This window comes from Bordetella sp. 2513F2, from assembly GCF_054642735.1.
In genome coordinates this window covers 3,167,450-3,184,154 of record NZ_CM137755.1, presented here as the reverse complement: position 1 = coordinate 3,184,154, position 16,705 = coordinate 3,167,450, and the positions used below count along the sequence as shown (strand labels likewise).

17 protein-coding genes and 1 tRNA gene are annotated in these 16,705 nt (G+C 69.1%); 6 read left to right on the top strand and 12 right to left on the bottom strand.

Going from position 1 to position 16,705, the window contains the following annotated elements:
• Window positions 1–11: 11 nt before the first annotated feature.
• The 6 genes from ACYBYQ_RS15075 to ACYBYQ_RS15050 all read right to left on the bottom strand — a co-directional run bounded on the left by ACYBYQ_RS15075 (window position 12) and on the right by ACYBYQ_RS15050 (window position 5,866).
• Window positions 12–1,409, bottom strand: coding sequence for a formimidoylglutamate deiminase (locus tag ACYBYQ_RS15075; protein WP_459615064.1), 1,398 nt, complete (start codon window positions 1,407–1,409; stop codon window positions 12–14).
• A 4-nt stretch (window positions 1,410–1,413) separates the two neighbouring features.
• Window positions 1,414–2,169 (bottom strand): amino acid ABC transporter ATP-binding protein, encoded by a 756-nt coding sequence (locus ACYBYQ_RS15070; protein WP_459615063.1) that lies wholly within the window; start codon window positions 2,167–2,169, stop codon window positions 1,414–1,416.
• Window positions 2,166–2,834, bottom strand: a complete 669-nt coding sequence (locus tag ACYBYQ_RS15065) for an amino acid ABC transporter permease (RefSeq protein WP_459615062.1) — start codon at window positions 2,832–2,834, stop codon at window positions 2,166–2,168. Before ACYBYQ_RS15065 ends, ACYBYQ_RS15070 begins: the two co-directional genes overlap by 4 nt.
• Window positions 2,831–3,574 (bottom strand): transporter substrate-binding domain-containing protein, encoded by a 744-nt coding sequence (locus ACYBYQ_RS15060; RefSeq protein ID WP_459615061.1) that lies wholly within the window; start codon window positions 3,572–3,574, stop codon window positions 2,831–2,833. Before ACYBYQ_RS15060 ends, ACYBYQ_RS15065 begins: the two co-directional genes overlap by 4 nt.
• Window positions 3,575–3,606: 32 nt before the next feature.
• Window positions 3,607–4,353 (bottom strand): IclR family transcriptional regulator, encoded by a 747-nt coding sequence (locus tag ACYBYQ_RS15055; protein ID WP_459615059.1) that lies wholly within the window; start codon window positions 4,351–4,353, stop codon window positions 3,607–3,609.
• 202 nt (window positions 4,354–4,555) lie between these two features.
• Window positions 4,556–5,866, bottom strand: coding sequence for a phospholipase A (locus tag ACYBYQ_RS15050; RefSeq protein WP_459615058.1), 1,311 nt, complete (start codon window positions 5,864–5,866; stop codon window positions 4,556–4,558).
• A 173-nt stretch (window positions 5,867–6,039) separates the two neighbouring features.
• Between ACYBYQ_RS15050 and ACYBYQ_RS15045 the strand changes: the two genes are divergently transcribed.
• Both ACYBYQ_RS15045 and ACYBYQ_RS15040 read left to right on the top strand, forming a co-directional pair.
• Window positions 6,040–6,116 (top strand) — tRNA-Arg (locus ACYBYQ_RS15045).
• Window positions 6,117–6,140: 24 nt separating this feature from the next.
• Complete coding sequence (locus ACYBYQ_RS15040; RefSeq protein WP_459615057.1) at window positions 6,141–6,977, top strand: metallophosphoesterase; 837 nt, start codon at window positions 6,141–6,143, stop codon at window positions 6,975–6,977.
• A 25-nt stretch (window positions 6,978–7,002) separates the two neighbouring features.
• Here the strand turns inward: ACYBYQ_RS15040 and ACYBYQ_RS15035 are convergent, their stop codons facing one another.
• From ACYBYQ_RS15035 to ACYBYQ_RS15010, 6 genes are all read right to left on the bottom strand, one after another.
• Entirely contained in the window at window positions 7,003–7,686 is a 684-nt protein-coding gene (locus tag ACYBYQ_RS15035; RefSeq protein ID WP_459615056.1) for a nitroreductase, read from the bottom strand.
• Window positions 7,683–8,108 carry a PaaI family thioesterase gene (locus ACYBYQ_RS15030; RefSeq protein ID WP_459615055.1) on the bottom strand — a complete coding sequence of 142 codons (426 nt, stop codon included), beginning with the start codon at window positions 8,106–8,108 and terminating at the stop codon, window positions 7,683–7,685. The genes ACYBYQ_RS15035 and ACYBYQ_RS15030 overlap by 4 nt, the downstream gene beginning before the upstream one ends.
• A 40-nt stretch (window positions 8,109–8,148) precedes the next feature.
• Window positions 8,149–9,225: a LacI family DNA-binding transcriptional regulator gene (locus ACYBYQ_RS15025; RefSeq protein ID WP_459615053.1), complete on the bottom strand. Its 1,077-nt coding sequence runs from the start codon at window positions 9,223–9,225 to the stop codon at window positions 8,149–8,151.
• A 41-nt stretch (window positions 9,226–9,266) separates the two neighbouring features.
• The gene (locus ACYBYQ_RS15020) at window positions 9,267–10,430 is read right to left on the bottom strand and encodes an iron-containing alcohol dehydrogenase (protein WP_459615052.1); all 1,164 of its coding nucleotides are present in this window, start codon (window positions 10,428–10,430) and stop codon (window positions 9,267–9,269) included.
• A 68-nt stretch (window positions 10,431–10,498) separates the two neighbouring features.
• Entirely contained in the window at window positions 10,499–11,944 is a 1,446-nt protein-coding gene (locus ACYBYQ_RS15015) for an aldehyde dehydrogenase family protein (protein WP_459615051.1), read from the bottom strand.
• Between the two features lie 106 nt (window positions 11,945–12,050).
• The gene (locus tag ACYBYQ_RS15010) at window positions 12,051–13,001 is read right to left on the bottom strand and encodes a LysR family transcriptional regulator (protein WP_459615049.1); all 951 of its coding nucleotides are present in this window, start codon (window positions 12,999–13,001) and stop codon (window positions 12,051–12,053) included.
• A gap of 136 nt (window positions 13,002–13,137) precedes the next feature.
• Between ACYBYQ_RS15010 and ACYBYQ_RS15005 the strand changes: the two genes are divergently transcribed.
• Genes ACYBYQ_RS15005 through ACYBYQ_RS14990 form a run of 4 tightly spaced genes read left to right on the top strand, consistent with a single transcriptional unit; the run spans window position 13,138 to window position 16,703 of the window.
• A complete protein-coding gene (locus ACYBYQ_RS15005; protein WP_459615048.1) occupies window positions 13,138–14,103 on the top strand; it encodes a Bug family tripartite tricarboxylate transporter substrate binding protein in 966 nt (321 codons plus the stop codon).
• 37 nt (window positions 14,104–14,140) lie between these two features.
• Window positions 14,141–15,079, top strand: coding sequence for an NAD(P)-dependent oxidoreductase (locus ACYBYQ_RS15000; protein ID WP_459615047.1), 939 nt, complete (start codon window positions 14,141–14,143; stop codon window positions 15,077–15,079).
• On the top strand, window positions 15,076–15,900 hold the full coding sequence (locus ACYBYQ_RS14995; RefSeq protein WP_459615045.1) for a shikimate dehydrogenase family protein: 825 nt from the start codon (window positions 15,076–15,078) through the stop codon (window positions 15,898–15,900). The genes ACYBYQ_RS15000 and ACYBYQ_RS14995 overlap by 4 nt, the downstream gene beginning before the upstream one ends.
• The gene (locus ACYBYQ_RS14990) at window positions 15,897–16,703 is read left to right on the top strand and encodes an SDR family NAD(P)-dependent oxidoreductase (RefSeq protein WP_459615044.1); all 807 of its coding nucleotides are present in this window, start codon (window positions 15,897–15,899) and stop codon (window positions 16,701–16,703) included. Before ACYBYQ_RS14995 ends, ACYBYQ_RS14990 begins: the two co-directional genes overlap by 4 nt.
• The last annotated feature ends 2 nt before the right edge of the window (window positions 16,704–16,705 follow it).

The following is a 16,705-nucleotide window of genomic DNA, read 5'->3' as shown; positions in this document are numbered from 1 at the left end:
CAAAGGCGGGGTCAGGCGCGAACCCGTGCCAGCAGGGCACGCCGCGCCGCCACGAAGGCCTGCCGGGCTGCTTCCATGCCCTCGGCGCGACCTGCCTGCACGCGGCGACTGCCGGCCTGCCACACTTCGGCGACGGCAGACGTGCGATGGCTGGCAAACACGTGCCCCGACAGCATGTCGGACGGCGGCAGCCCCGCCAGGGCCACATGCTGCGGATCCAGCACCACGAAGTCGGCCCGTGCGCCGGCCTGCAGGCCGCCTGCGGGCAGCCCCGCGGCCTGGGTGCCGCCCGCCACGGCCGCCTGCAGCATGGCGTCGGCCACGTGGGGCTGCGCCGGCGTGGCGAGCACGTTCCGGGCGCGCGTGGCCCAGCGCTGGCTGTACTCGAGCAGCGCCAGTTCTTCGGCGGCGTTCACGCAGGCGTGGCTGTCCGAGCCCACGCCCCACGCGCCGCCGCCTTCGCGCCACGCGGCCATGTCGAAGATGCCGTCGCCCAGGTTCGCCTCGGTGCTGGGGCACAGTCCGGCCACGGCGCCGGTGGCGGCGGCGCGCCGCGCTTCGTCCGGGGTCATGTGGGTGGCGTGCACCAGGCACCAGCGGCGGTCCACGGGCGCATGGTCCAGCAGCCACGCCACCGGCCGCTGGCCGGTATGCGCGAGGCAGTCTTCCACTTCCCTGACCTGCTCGGCGATATGGATGTGGACGGGAGCCGTGGCGTCGATGTCGTCCAGCAGCTGCAGCGCGCCCGCCAATTGCGCCGGCGGGACGGCGCGCAGCGAGTGCGGCGCCAGGCCCAGGCGGGCATCCTGGGCGGCGCATTGCGGTTGCAGATGCTGCAGCAGGCGCTGCATGCTGTCGAGGTCGTGGCCGAAACGCCGCTGGCCGGCATTGAGCGGCGCGCCGCCGAAGCCGGAAGCGTGATAGAGCACCGGCAGCAGGGTGATGCCCATGCCCGCCGATGCTGCCGCGCGCAGCACCGCCTGGGCCATTTCCGTGTCGTCGGCGTAGGGCCGGCCGTCCTCGGCGTGATGCAGGTAATGGAATTCGCAGACGTGGGTATAGCCCGCCTCCAGCATTTCCCGGTAGAGCAGGCCCGCCACGGCCTCCACCTGTTCAGGGCGCAGTACGGCGGCGAAACCGTACATCAGCGTGCGCCAGCTCCAGAAACTGTCGGCCTCCGCGGCGCGATATTCGGTGAGGCCGGCGAAGGCCCGCTGGAATGCGTGGGAATGCAGGTTGACGAGCCCGGGGATCACCGGCCCGGATGCGCGCGGTGCATGGGGCGGCGGCGTTGCGCCGGGTTCCACCCGCGTGTAGCGACCGCAGGCGTCCCATTGCAGGATGACGTCGCGGGCCCAGCCTCCGGGCAGCAGGGCGTCGGAAGCGTGGAGGATACGGGATGCGTCCATGGCGCTACTTCAATACCGCCTGCAGGAAGGCGCGGGTGCGGGGTTCGCGCGGGGCGCTGAAGATCACGTCCGGCGATCCGGACTCGACGATGCGTCCGCCGTCCATCACGGCCACGGTGTCGGCCACCTCGCGCGCAAAGCCCATCTCATGCGTGACCACCATCATGGTCATGCCCTCCCTGGCCAGCAGCTTCATCACCTGCAGCACTTCGCCCACCAGTTCGGGATCGAGCGCGGACGTGGGCTCGTCGAACAGCATGACCTTGGGCTGCATGGCCAGCGCCCGGGCGATGGCCACACGCTGCTTCTGGCCGCCGGACAGGCTGGCAGGCATGGCATGCATCTTCTCGGCCAGGCCCACCTTGGCCAGCAGGTCGGCCGCCAGCGCCTCGGCCTCGGCCTTGCGCATGCCGCGCAGCGTGCGCGGCCCCACCGTGACGTTGTGCAGCACCGAGAGGTGCGGGAACAGGTTGAACGACTGGAACACCATGCCCACCTGGGTGCGCAGGGCGTTGAGCTGCGGGTCCGGCAGCAGCCGGCCGTGGTCCAGCAGCGGCTGGCCGTCGATCTCTATGGTGCCCTGCTGGGCGACTTCGAGCCCGTTGCAGCAGCGCAGCAGCGTGCTCTTGCCCGAGCCGCTGGGGCCTATCACCACGACAACGCTGGAGGTCGGCACCGAGAAGTCGATGCCGGTGAGCACCGCGTGGTCGCCGTAGGATTTGTGCAGGCCGCGGATGCGGATCATGTCGGTGTGGGTCATTGCACCATGCCTCCGGAGCGCAGGCGGTTCTCGATGCGGCGCAGGGCCGCCGTGGTGGCCATGGTGAGCACCAGGTAGATCAGCGCGACGACCAGGTAGGTCTCGAGCGAACGGTACGATACCGAGATGATCTTCTGGCCCTCGTGCATGAGGTCGTGGATGGTCAGCAGCGAGACCAGGGCCGAATTCTTGATCAGCGCGATGAACTCGTTGCCCAGCGGCGGGATCATGCGCACGAAGGCCTGGGGCAGCACGATGATGCGCATGGCCTGTCCGGCGGACATGCCCAGCGAGCGGGCCGCTTCGGTCTGGCCGCGGTCGATCGACTGGATCGAGCCGCGTACGATTTCCGATACGTAGGCGCCGGAGTACATGCCCAGGCCCAGCACGCCGCAGGCGAACGCCGGCAGCGTGATGCCGAACTGCGGCAGGCCGAAGAACCAGATGAAGAGCTGCACCAGCAGCGGCGTGCCGCGGAAGCACGCCAGGTACAGGCTGCAGGCCGCGTAGACCATGCGCCGCTGCGGGTTGAGCCGGCCCACGCCGGCCAGCAGCCCGATCACGCAGCCCAGCACCAGGGCGCAGGCCGTGACCTCGATGGTGACCAGCGCGCCGCGCATCAGCGCGGGCCAGTCGGCGAAGACGGGGCTGAAGTCCAGGTTCATCGCGCCGGGGCCTCGAACCACTTGTTCACGATCCTGGCGTAGGTGCCATCCTGCTTGAGCGTGGCCAGCGCGGCATTGAGGTCGCGGGTCAGTTCCGGCGTGCGCTTGGACACGGCGATGCCGTAGTCCTCGGTGGTGAGCTGCTCATCGAGCACGGTCAGGTCGGTCGTGCTCTGCGCGAACAGCTTCGCGGCGGGCTTGCCGGTGACCGCGGCGTCGGCGCGCCCGATCTGCACCAGGTTGAACATCTCCTGGTTCTTCTCGACTTCCACGCGCTCGACCTTGGGATGGTTCTCCTTCAGGAAGTTCACGGACTTGGTGCCGACCTGCACCGATACCTTGCGGCCGTCCAGATCCTTCAGGCTCTTGATCGGCCCGTCCTTCTTCGTGAGCACCACCAGCCCGCCCGCGTAGTACGGATCGGTGAAGTCCACCACCTGCTTGCGGGCGTCGGTGATGTAGATGGCCGAGACGGCGATGTCGGCGCGGCCGGCCTGGATGGCCGGGATCAGGCCCTTGAAGTCGATGTCGATCCATTCGATCTTCTTGCCCATGGCCTGGCCCAGGGCTTCGACCAGTTCGATGTCGAAGCCGGTGCGCTTGCCGTCCTTGACGAATTCCATGGGCGGGAAGGTGGCGTCGGTCACGGCGCGGATCGTGTCGGCGGCCTGGGCCACGCCGGCGGAGGCGGCGAGCGACAGGGCGGCGAAGGTGGCTAGCAGATGGCGGCGAGTCAGCATGGCGGGTTCCTTGGGGCTGGGGAGGAGAGGGTTCACAGGCTTTGCAGCCGCGCCGAGATGCGGCGCGCTGCCTGGACAGTGAGCGCCGCCAGCTGGGCGGCGCGGTCTTGTGCTCGGGTGGACGGCGCCATCAGCGTGAGCGAGGCGATGGCATGGCCGGGGCGCTGGAAGATGGGGGCGCTCGCGCCCCAGACTCCCTGGTCGACCTGGCTGTCGGTGACGGCATGGCCGGCGGCGCGTATCGCCGCCAGGGATTGCTCCAGTTCCGCCATGGCGGCGGGCTCCAGCCTGGCGCGCAGCGATTCCAGCGCGGCCTGCCGGCGCGGCTCGGGCATGAATGCCAGCAGCGAGCGCGCCGAGGCGCCATGCACCAGCGGCAATCCGCGGCCTTTGACGAACGAGCAGCGCAAGGGATGCTGGCTTTCGACCATGTCCAGGCACACGGCCTGGTCCTTGATGGCGGCCATCAGGCCGACCGTCTCGCCGGATTCGGCCGCCAGGGCCGCCATGTCTTCCTGGGATTCCTGGATCAGGAAGGACGACTGGTCGAAGCCCCAGGCCAGCTGCAGGCACAGCGGCCCGGGGCCATACTCGCCGGCATGTTCGCTCACGAAGCCCCAGCGCTTGAGCAGCGCCAGTTGCCGATACAGCGTGCTCTGCGCCAGGCCGGTCAGCTCGACCAGGGCTGCGACGCCGAGCGGCCGCTCCTGGCGGGCCAGCGTCGCCAGCACGGACAGCACCCGTTCGGCGCCGCCGGCGACGGCACGATCCTCAGCCATGAATGCACACCCCTTGTTGCAGTTATTGCTTTCGCCGGGATGTTAGGCCGGGAATTCTCAAAATTCTCAGCGGAAATTCTCAAAAAATGAGAATGTTAAGGGTAATCCCCGAGAAAATTGTTGCGTCGCGGCAAAGTCGGGGCCGCGGCTGCCCCAGGCGGGCCGAGGCCCGGGGGAAGCCGATGGTACCGGGCGCCCGCGGTCAGGGAACGATGGACAGGCCGATGCGGAACTGGGATTCGTTGCGCTGGTTGTAGCCCAGCAGGGTCTCGCCGTAGCCGTTGAAATACTGCAGGTGCAGGTAGCCGTTCATGTCGAGCCAGGTGCGCTGCAGCGGCCAGGCGAAGTCCAGCTGGGTGGTGCGGCGCCCCTGGTCGCCCTGGCGGTACATGGCCGACACCACGGCGCCGTTGTCCTGCGCCCAGCGCAGGTTCCAGTCGACGTAGCCGGCGTAGTCGGCGTAGTCGTGGTTCTCGCCGCCCTTGCCGAAATACTGCTTGAACTTGGGGGCAAAGGTCAGTGTGCTGCCGCCGTCGAACCGGTAGTTCAGGGCGGGCTGCACATAGGCGTCGTTGAAGGAGCGCGAGTCGTCGCCGTCCTTGCCGTTGGAGTTGTGTTCCACGCCGGTGTTCAGGCCCAGCCGCCAGTTGCGGCTGGCCGATTGCCAGAGGTTGTCCGACAGCCAGAACACGCTGGGATTGAACGTGGTGTCGATGAACGGCCGGGAGTCGCCTTCCAGGTCCCACAGCGAGGTCTGCGTATAGCCCAGGTAGAAGTTTTCCGCGAAGGTTGCCGGCCGGTCGCTGGGCGGCGTGAAGACGCGATACTTGGCGCTGATCTGGAAGCGGGCAGTGGTGCCGCCGCGCGTGCCCACGCTGAAGTACATCGGCTGGTAGGGCGTGATGGCGCTGCGGAAAGATTCGAACGGCGAGGCCGATGCCCCGGCGGCAGGCGCGGCAGCCACCTGGGCCGGCGCCGATCCCTGCGCGGGCGAAGCGCCCGCCTGGGTGACCCCGGCCGGCGCGACCGGTTGCCCGGTGAGCGCGTCGGTGACCGGCACGTCGGCCGGGGTGGCCGCCAGCTGGCTGCCCGACCGCCCGGTTGCCTCCAGCGCCAGCATGGCCGATTCGCCCTCGATCGACACGGCCTGCATGCCGCGCGCCTGCACGGGCACGACCACGTTCCAGCTCACGCGCGCGAAGTTGTTGACCGGGATCTCCACCGCAGGCGGATCGCCGGGCAGGGTGGCCAGGCTGCGCACGACGCCGCCATTGGCGTTGCGCCACTGCACCACCAGTTCGCGCGGGGCCTCCCAGCGCATGACGGCGTCGCCGTCGTTGAAGAAAATGGCTTCCAGGCGCACGGTTTCGCCGGACGCCGCAGCGGGACGATCCAGCCGATAGGTGACGCCTGCGATGGCGGGGCAGGAAGCGGCGGCCAGCACGGCCGCGGCCGCAGCGCGCCGCATGCCGCGCGGGACAGCGCGGAAAGTGAAGGGGTCGGGCATGAGCATCGATTGGAGGCTTGCTGTTTCGACGGCGCACTGTAGCACCGGCAGATAGCGGACATGATACGGCCTGTAAGCAGGATTGGCCCGGCGTGGCGGCCTGCCCCGGGGGGCGGCGCGACGCCGCATGCCATGCAGGTAAAATACCCGCCACTTCGCCGGCGCCGTCCGGCGCAAGTCCGCCCTTAGCTCAGTTGGATAGAGCACTCGCCTTCTAAGCGAGCGGTCACACGTTCGAATCGTGTAGGGCGGGCCACCCTCCTGTCCCGCATCGCCATCCATGCGCCTGCAAATCCTCTCCGACCTGCACCTGGAAGCCGAGCCCGGTTTCGAGTTCGAACCGATGCCCGGCGTGGACGTGCTGGTCCTGGCGGGCGACATCGGCTCGTACCAGCCGGGCTCGGCGCTGGACGGCGACGACTTCGGCCTGGAGCGCTTTGCGCCGCTCGGCCGCGAGAGCGGCTGGCCCACGGTGCTGTACGTGCCGGGCAATCATGAATTCGACGCGCTGGATTTCGACGACACCCTGGCGCGCCTGCGCGGCATCTGCGCACGGCTGGGCATCGTCTGGCTGGAGCGCGAAACTGTCCTGATCCAGGGCGTGCGCTTCATCGGCACCACTCTGTGGACCGATTTCGAGGCGCTGGCCCTGCGCCAGCCCACCGAGACGCGCCGCCGCCAGCAACTGGAGAAGGCCTATCGCGCGGCCAACTTCTACCTCGGCAAGAACACCACGCTGCGCGATGGGCGGCCCATGCTGGCCGAAGACCTGCGGGAGCTCGGCCTGGCGTGCCAGCACTGGCTGCGCGGCGCGCTGGCGCAGCCTTACGATGGAACCACCGTGGTGGTCACGCACTTCGCGCCCAGCCTGCTCAGCGCCGACCCGCGCTATGGGTTGACGCCCGGCACGGCGGGTTTCTGCAATGGCCTGGACGACCTGCTGCCCCTGGCCAGCCTGTGGATACACGGCCACCTGCACTGCCCGCACGACTACGTGGTCCAGGGCACGGCAGGCGGACGGAAAACCGCATGCCGGGTGGTCGCCAACCCGCTGGGCTATGCCCGCAAGGGCGAGCAGGCAGGCTTCCGGGCCGACTGGGTCATCGACGTGCCCTGACCGGGGCGCGGCCTGCGGCCGCCCGTCAGGCGTCGTGGAACGTGGCGAATTCGTCGACCGGGATGCGGCGCGTGCGGTACCGGTTCGCGGGCGCCGCGGGATCGCGGTAGCCGAGCGAGATGCCGCAGACCACGACCTGGTCGCCGGGGATGCCCAGTTGCCGCCTGACGATGTCGGGATAGTTGGCCAGCGCGGCCTGCGCGCAGGTGTCCAGGCCGCAGCCGCGCGCCATCACCATGATGTTCTGCAGGAACATGCCGTAGTCCAGCCAGCTGCCCTGGCCCAGGTCGGCGTCGATGGTGAAGATCAGCACGCAGGGGGCGCCGAAGAACACGTAGTTCTGCCCGTGCTGGCGCGCCGACGCGGCCCTGTCGCCCTTGGCGATGCCCAGCAGGCTGTAGAGTCCCCAGCCGGTCTCGCGGCGCCGCTCGAGGTAGGGGCTGCGCCAGTTCACGGGGTAGTACTGATATTCGCGCCGCTCGGGCTCGCCGCGCTCGTGGGCTGCCAGCAGGGCGCGCGACAGGGCGTCGCGCGCTGCGCCGGTCAGCACGTGCACCTTCCAGGGTTGTATGTTGCTGCCGCTGGGCGCACGCGCCGCGGCTGCCAGGATGCGGCGGATCGTCGCCGGCGCCACGGGATCGGGCAGGAAGCCGCGCACGCTGCAGCGCGACGTGATGGCATGTTCCACGGCCTGCGACGCATCGCTCATGAGACGGCTCCCTGCGCTTCGCCGGCCACCAGGCGCGGCCCGCCATATTTGAACGAACCCTGTGCCGACGCCAGCACCCGCCCGTCGGGCGTGCACACCTCGGCACGCGAGAAGAATATCTTGCGGCCGCGGCCCGTCACGGTGCCGGTGGCGATGACCCGGCCTTCCTTGACCGATCCGATGAAATTGATCGCCAGCGAGATGGTGACGGCGTTGCCCCGGCTGTCCTCGCCGTCGGGCACGATGCCGGCGTAGCCGCAGGCGGCATCCAGGAGCGCGCACACCACGCCGCCCTGCAGCGCACCCTGGCGGTTCAGGTGGCCGGGCCTGAGGTCCATGCCGAGCACGATGCGGCCGTCGCCCCAGCTCTCGATGACGGCACCCAGCGAGTGCAGGAAGGGATTGTGTTCGAAACCGGTCATGGCAGGGGTGTGGTGGGCGGCGCCGAGGCGGGCGGCGGGATCAGCGCCTGCGCTTGTCGCGCCGGCGCGGCGGGCTGGCGCAGGAGTCGCGCAGCACGAATTCGGTGGGAATCTGGATCCGGCTGCGCGTGGCCGGCTCTCCCTCCTGCATGCGTCCCAGCAGCAACATGGCGGCTTCGCGGCCCAGCGCATAGGCATCGTAGCGGATCACGCTGATCGCCGGCGTGGCGAGGCGGGCCAGCGGGCTGTCATTGGAGGCCACCAGGGAGAGATCGCCGGGTATCGCGAGCCCCGCTGCGCGCACGGCGGGGAGCACGCCCTCGAGCAGGTGCATGCCTGCCGCAATGATGGCCGTGGGCGGCTCGTCGAGCGCGAGCAGCAGCTGGGTTTCGCGAAACGCGTATTCGGTGGCGAAGCTGTCGAGCCTCAGCAGCGCCGGGTCCAGCGGCAGCCCCGCCGCTTCATGGGCCTGGCTCAGCCCCGCGAGCCGGTCGCGCCCCACCCGGTTGCGCCGGCCTCCGCTGATGAGCGCGATGCGGCGGTGGCCCAGCGCTATCAGGTGGCGCGTGGCGTGCAGCGTGCCCGAGCAATGGTCGGCGCCGACCGCGTTGATGGGCAACGCCATTTCGCGCTCCAGCAGCACCGTGGGGAAGCCTGCCGAGACGACGCCGCGCATGACCTCGGGGTTCGACTCTTCTTCCACGCCGAACAGCAGGCCGTCGGCGCGGCGCCGCCGGAAGAGTTCGATCAGGGCCAGTTCGCGGGCGGGCTGGCCGTCGCTGCTGGCCACCATCAGCATGTAGCCGTGGGCGCTGAGCACGTCCTCGGCGCCCTTGATCACTTCCGTGTACATCGGGTTGCGGATGTCGGAAAAGATGAATCCCACCATGCGCGCCGATGCCCCCCGCATGGCCTGCGCGGCGATGCTGGGGGTCCAGCCCAGCTGCCTGATGGCCGACTCGACGCGCTGCCGGATGTCGTCCGTGACGGTGGGCGCGCCATTGACGACGCGCGACACGGTGCTGATGGCGACCCCGGCGGCACGCGCGACGTCATGCACGGTGACGCGCTTGCGGGGGATTGCGACGTCGTCTGGCGACGGCTCGGACGCTTTCACAGTGGAGTGGCGAGGGGGCTTCAGCCTGGGCGGCGTGTTGGTCAGTAGGCAGCCTCGAACAGCGCCTGGAAGTCCGCGCGGCTCGTGTGGCGGGGGTTCCAGCGATTGTAGCCGGCCTCGCTGCACCACTGCGCCAGCTGCGGCAGGCTGTCCTGCTCGGCGCCGATGTCACGCAGGCGCGCGGGAATGCCCAGGTCGCGGCAGAGCGCCTCGATGGCATGCACGGCCTCGTATGCCGCGTCCAGCTCCGGCATGCCCTGCACCGGCCGGCCCATGGCTGCGGCCACGCGCGCATACTTGGCGGGATTGGCGAGCAGGTTGAAACGCGCCACGGCGGGCAGGCATACGGCGTTGGAGAGGCCATGCGACACATGGCAGGCCGCGCCCACGAACCGCGCCATGCAGTGCACGTTGCCCAGGCCAGTCTGGCCGAAGGTGATGCCGGCCAGGGCGGAGCCGCACAGCATGTTGAGGCCGGCCTCCAGGTTGTCGCGATTGGCAACGAACTGGCGCAGGTTGGCGGCGATCAGGCCGATGGCCTGGAGATTGATCGCGTCGGTGAACAGGTTGGCCTGGCGCGACAGGTATGACTCGAAGGCGTGCACGAATGCGTCCATGCCCGAGTGCGCGGCGACGTGCGCCGGCACCGTGCGCAGCGCCAGCGGGTCCAGCACGGCGTACGTGGCCGGATTGAGCGCGGCGTGCCGGATGGACATCTTGCGGTTGTTGTCCGTATCGGTGATCACGCAGGACCCCGACACTTCCGAACCCGTTCCTGCGGTGGTCGGAACGGCGATCAGCGGCAGTCCGGGCGTACTGAACTTCTCGATGCCCTCGTAGTCGTGGATACGCCCCCCGTTGGTGGCAAGAATGCCGACCGCCTTGGCCACGTCCATGGTGCTGCCCCCGCCGATGGCCAGCTGCATCGTTGCGCCGTGGGCCTGGCAGGCTTCGAAGGCACGCGCCACGGTGTGCGCGCTGGGATCCGGCTCGATGTCCGAATAGGAGGCCGTGGCAATGCCGGCTTCCTGCAGCATCCGCTGCAGCTGAGCGTAGAACTCGGTATCCAGCAACGCGCCGTCGATGGCCACGAACACCCGTTTGCAGCCGTGCTGGCGCAGCAGGTCGACGATGCGTACGTGGGCGCCCACGCCCATGTGGATGCGGGTGGGGCAGAAGAAAGTGGAAAGACTCGAACCGAGCATGATGATCCGGAGCAGATGATGAAGGGAAGGCCGGGCTCGCGCCCGGCACCACGGTGCGTTTCGGGGGCTCAGGGGTTGAAGACCAGCAGGCGCTCTTCGGTCATTTCCCGGATGGCGTAAGCCGGCCCTTCCTTGCCGAAGCCGCTGTCCTTGACGCCGCCGAACGGCATGACGTCGGAGCGCGCACTCGAGGTCTCGTTGATCTGGACGGTGCCGAAGCGCAGGCGCCGCGCGGCCAGCATGGCGCGCTCGATATTCCGGGTGAACACCCCCGCCGACAGGCCGTAGGGGGTGCTGTTCGCGCTGTCGAGCGCGGCTTCGAAATCATCGTAGGGGCGGATCGCCAGCAGGGGCGCGAACGCTTCCTGGCACCATACCTGCGTGTCTTCCGGGACGTCGGCCAGGATGGCCGGCTCGACCACGGATCCACGACGCTGCCCGCCGCACAGCACCGTTGCGCCGGCCGCTTGCGCCTGGCGCAGCCACTGCTCGGCGCGGATGGCGGCAGCCTCGCTGATCAGGGGGCCGACACGCGTGTCCGGGTCCCGGGGATCGCCGGCCTTGAGGGTGCGGGCATACGCCACCAGGCGTTCGGCAAGTTCCGCAGCAATGGCGCGTTCGACGTACAGGCGCTGGACCGACGTGCAGACCTGCCCGGCCTTGCGCAGGGCCGCATTGGCAATGCGCGGGACGGCGCGGTCCAGGTCGGCGTCGGCGCAGACGATGGTACTGGCGATGCTGCCCAGCTCCATCTGCGTTCTGCGCAGGCCCGCAGCCTGCTGGATGATGCGGCCCACCCGCGTGCTGCCGGTGAAGGTGTAGAAATCGATGCCGGGTTCGGCGAGCAGCGCGGAACCGACGGCATCGCCGTCGCCCTGCACGATGGCCAGGAAGCCCGGCGGCATGCCGGCCTCGAGCAGGATCTCGCCGAGCAGGGCGCCCGTCAGCGGCGTGAGCGCAGAAGGCTTCAGCACCACGGCATTGCCGCCGGCATAGGCGGGCGCCACCTTGTGCAGCACCGTGTTGAGCGGCGAATTGAACGGCGTGATCGCGCATACCACGCCCACCGGGAAGCGCTGGGTGAAGCCCAGCCGCTGGTGCGCGCCGGGGCTGGCCGCGAACGGCACCATCTCGCCGGTCAGGCGCAGCCCTTCTTCCGCGGACAGATCCAGCGTGACCTTGGCGCGGTCGACTTCGCCGCTGGCATCGCCCAGGGTGAAGCCGGCTTCGGCGACCATCACATCCACCAGCCGCTGCCGATGGGTATCGAGCAGCTGGGCCGCGCGCCGCAACACCATGGCCCGGTCGTGCGGCGCCGGCGCACCGGAATCTGCCGCCGCCCGCGCAACGCGGACCGCTGCCGCGACCTGTTCGCCGTCGGCCTGGGCGACTTCGGCGATGACTTCGCCGCTGTATTTGTCGTGGACGGGAAAACGCGTGGCGGCGGAGTGCCACTGGCCGTCGATCAGGGTGCCGGTATTGGGAAGGCCTGCCGGGTGCCGGGATGAGCTCATGGAAGTCGTCGTGGAATGGGGAAGGTGAAAAAACGTTTTTTATGATCCGAGGGTAAGCGCGGCCTGTCAAGAAGCGTTTGGCATCGGCCCGGAGATATTCCGGAGGCTATGAAGAATGGTCATAGGTGGCGGCCGCTGCCGGCCCCGCTGCGCTGCCGGCCCGGCAGCGCAGCGGCCCGTTGCGGAACTTGGCGTCCAGGAAATCGAGGAATGCGCGCACCTTGGGGCTGAGGTACTTGCGGCTCTTGTAGACCACGAACAGCGGCTCCTCGCGCAACGGCTGGAATGGCTCCAGCACCGGCACCAGCCGTCCTGCGGCCAGCTCGGCATGGATGTGGAACTCGGCCAGCCGCGCCACGCCCGCGCCCTGCAGGGCCAGCTGCAGCAGCATGTCGCCCTGGTCGGCGCCGAGCGATCCGGTGGCCTTGATGCCCCGCGGGGAATTGGTGAAGGGCCAGTTGTTCCAGTGCGTGCGATGCGTGAAGTTCAGGCAGTTGTGCTGCGCCAGGTCGTCGGGCGTGGCGGGCGCGCCGTGGCGGCGCAGATAGGCGGGCGACGCGCAGACGATCCAGCGGCTGCTCAGCAGGCGGCGCGCGATCAGCGAGGAATCGGGCAGGGAGCCGCTGTGGATGGCCACGTCGATATTGTTCTCGACCATGTCCATCGGGTCGTTGTTGAGCAGGAATTCGATGCGTACCGCCGGGTGGGCTTCGAGGAATTCCGGGATGACCGGCGCCAGCTGGTACTTGGCAAACGTGAAGATCGAATGCACGCGAATGGTTCCGCGCGTGCCCTCGGTATGGTGCTGCAGCGCATTCTCGGCTTCCGTCAGCGTCTCCAGCACGCGCTGGCCTTCGCGGTGCAGGGTATGCCCCGCCTCGGTGAGCCGCACCTCGCGCGAGCTGCGCTCGAAGAGCAGGGTGCCGAGGCGGGCCTCCATGCGCGAAATCAGCTTGCTGATGGCGGACGGGGATCGGGCCAGGCGCCGTGCCGCCGCCGAGAAACTGCCCGTCTCGACCACCGCGATGAACACCTCGAGTTCGGCAAGTTGGTTCAAGGTCGTGTCTCCTGTGAATTTTTTTCATAGCCACTGTGCCGGCCTGCCGCTATCCAAACGCAGGTGCCGCGGGCATCATCTGGCCTCTCGACCCTAACTCGAAAAAACGTTTCGATCAACTGAACGGAGACAAACAATGAGCAAGCGCTTCCTCCGCGTGCTGGCCTGCGCGCTGGCGTTCCTCGCCCCCGCCGCCCAGGCCTTCCCCGACAAACCCATCCGCATCGTCGTGCCGTTCAGCCCGGGCGGCGGCACCGACATCCTGGCGCGCCAGGTCGCCGAGGCCCTGTCGGCGTCCGAGAAATGGAACGTCGTGGTGGAGAACCGGCCGGGCGGCAACGGCGCCGTGGCGCTGGGCGCCGTGGCCCGCGCGCCGGCGGATGGCTATCAGGTCGTCCTGGCGCTGCGCGAGAACATCGTGATCGCCCCCCTGCTGCAGAAAGGCGCCGGCATGTTCGACCCGCTGAACGACTTCACGTCCATCGTGCACGTTGCCGATGCCCCCATGGTCGTGGCGGGCGGACCCAAGTCGGAGTACGCCAGCATGAAGCAGGTCCTGGAGGCCGCCAAGGCCAAGCCCGGCTCGTTGCGCTTCGGTACCTCGGGGCAGGGCAGCATGTCGCATCTGCTGCTGGCCCTGCTCGGCAAGCAGGCCGGCGTGAGCATGATCCACGTGCCCTACAAGGGCTCCAATCCCGCGCTCACCGACCTGGTGGGAGGGCATGTCGAACTGGTGGGCGGTTCCATTGCTTCGGCCAAGTCCTTCATCGACGGCAAGCGGATCACGCCGCTGGCGGTCTCGTCGCTGCAGCGCGTGCCGGCGCTCGCGGACGTGCCGACGATCGCGGAACTGGGCTACGACGGCTTCAACGTGGTGACCTGGTATGGATTCTTCGGCCCCAAGGGCATGCCGCCCGAAGTGGTGCAGAAGATCAATGCCGCCACCAACAAGGTGCTGGAGACGCCGGAGATGCAGCGCATCCTCGCCGAGCAGGGCATGCAGACCAAGACCGGCTCTCCGGCCGATTTCGACAAGCTGTTCCGCGAAGACTACGAGCAGCTGGCCGCGCAGATGAAAGACCTGAACATGAGCGCGCAATGAGCCGCGCATGACCCGAGCACACGACGAGGAAACGTACATGTCCCGAGAAGAAACGGCAGGATTCGTGGGCCTGGGCGCAATGGGCTCCGCCATCGCGCGGCGGCTGCTCGGCGCCGGCGTCGCCCTGCACGTCTATGACCCGGATGTCCGCCGCATGGAGGCTTTGCAGGCGCTGGGCGCCATGCCGGCGGCAGATCCGCGTGCCGTCGCGGACGCGGCTGCGCTGGTGTATGCCTGCCTGCCCGGTGCCGCGGTGAGCCGCGAGGTTGCCCTGGGCGAGCGCGGCGTGCGGGGCGGGAAGGCCCTGCAGGTCTATGTGGAGATGTCCACGATCGGACGGACGCCGGTGCGCGACATCGCCGCGGCGCTGGAGGCGGAGGGCGTGGCCGTGGTCGATGCCCCCGTGAGCGGCGGCCCGCGCGGCGCGGATGCCGGCACGCTCGCCATCATCATGGCCGGCCGGGCCGAGGCGCTGGCCCGCATCCGCCCGCACGTGCAGGCCATGGGCAGGAGCGTGTTCGAGGTCGGGGCCGATCCGGGCCAGGCCCAGATGATGAAGCTGGTCAACAACCTGATCTCGGCGGCCAACATGGTGTCCGCCTACGAGGCGCTGGTGCTGGGCGCCAAGGCCGGACTGGATCCGGACCAGATGGTGGACATCATCAATGTGAGCACGGGCCGCAACAGCGCCACGCTCGACAAGGTGCCGAAGTCCATCCTCACGGGCACCTTCGACTACGGCGCCAGCATCCGCACCATCCACAAGGACGTGACGCTGGGGCTGGCGGAGGCCGAGGCGCTGCGCGTGCCCATGTGGCTCGGCCAGAGCGTGCGCCAGGCATGGGAGTTCGCCATCACCCAGGGCGGCGAGGACCAGGACTTCACTGCGCTCATCCGCTACATGGAGGATTGGGCGGGCACGACCGTGCGCAGCCGCAAGCCGGCCTGCGGCGCCGCAGACGGAGAGGGCGCATGAGCGAAATCACAGGCAGGACCGGCCTCTACTGCATCCTGGCCGATCCGATTTCCCAGGTGCGCACGCCGCAACGGGTGAACCGGCTCCTGCGCGAGCGCGGCAGCGACGGCGTCATGGTGCCGGTGCACGTGCCGCCGGCGCACCTGGCCGATGCCGTGCGGGCGCTGCGGCACGTCAGGAATTTCAAGGGCATGGTGGTCACCGTGCCGCACAAGATGGCCATGGTGTCCCTGTGCGACGCGCTCGAGGGCGATGCTGCCGAGATCGGCGCCGTCAACGTGGTCCGGCGCGAACCCGACGGGCGCCTCGTCGGCGGGATGCTCGATGGCCTGGGCTTCCGGCGCGGCCTGCAGTCCCTGGGCGCTGAACTGGCCGGCGCATCGGTCTATCTGGCGGGCGCCGGCGGGGCAGCCCATGCCATTGCATTCGCGATGGCTGGCGCAGGCATCGCCACGCTCACGATCGCCAACCGCAGCCGGGACCGCATCGACGCGCTGGCGGGGCGGCTGCGCATGCGCTATCCCGACCTGTCGGTGCGTGCCGGCACGCGGGACCCTTCAGGGCATGACGTGGTGATCAACGCCACGTCGCTGGGCATGGACGCCGCCGATCCGCTGCCGCTGGATGCGTCGAGGCTGCAGGCGCAGCAGTGGGTGGCCGACATCATCATGGACCCGGCCGAAACGGCATTGCTGGCGCAGGCGCGCGAGCGCGGCTGCCGCCTGTACGGCGGCTTGGGGATGCTGGAGGCGCAGATCGCCGACATGGTGGCGTTCTTCGATGCAACGGTGCCTTTCGCACCACGAGGGAGCGGGCAATGAGATTGAAAGACAAGGTGGCCGTCGTGATCGGCGCCGGCCAGAGCGCCGGCGAAACGCTGGGAAATGGCCGGGCGACGGTGCTGCGCTTCGTGCAGGAAGGCGCCATCGTGCTGGCCGTCGATCGCGACCTGGCGTCGGCCGAAGAAACCTGTCGCCTGGCGCGCGCCACGCCCGGCGCGGTGTGCGAGCCCTGGCGGGCCGACGTAGTGCGCGAGGCCGAGATTGCCGCGGCGTTCGAGGAGGCGCGCCGGCGATGGGGGCGTATCGACGTGATGCACTACAACGTCGGCATCAGCGTTTCCGGCGGCGATGCGAGTCCCACCGAGATCACCGAGGAGGCCTTCGACCGCATCTGCGCCATCAACCTGCGCGGCTGCGTGATGGCCGGCAAGCATGTGCTGCCCATCATGCGCGAGCAGGGTGGCGGCGTGGTGCTCAATATCGCTTCGGTATCGGCCTGGCAGCGCTATCCCTGGGTGGCCTACAAGGCATCCAAGGCCGGCATGATCGCCTATACCAAGCAATTGGCCATCGAGAACGCAGCCCATGGCATACGGGCCAACGCGATCCTGCCCGGCCTGCTGGATACGCCCATGGCCGTCGACACGCGGGCCACTACCTTCGGGCGCCCGCGCGCCGAAGTCGTCGCCGAGCGCGACGCCCGCGTGCCGCTGCGCGCGCGCATGGGCACGGCATGGGACGTGGCCAATGCCGCCGTGTTCCTGGCATCGGACGAGGCCGGCTTCATCACGGGTGTGGAGCTGCCTGTCGATGGCGGCGCCCTGGTGAACATCGTCCGCTAGGG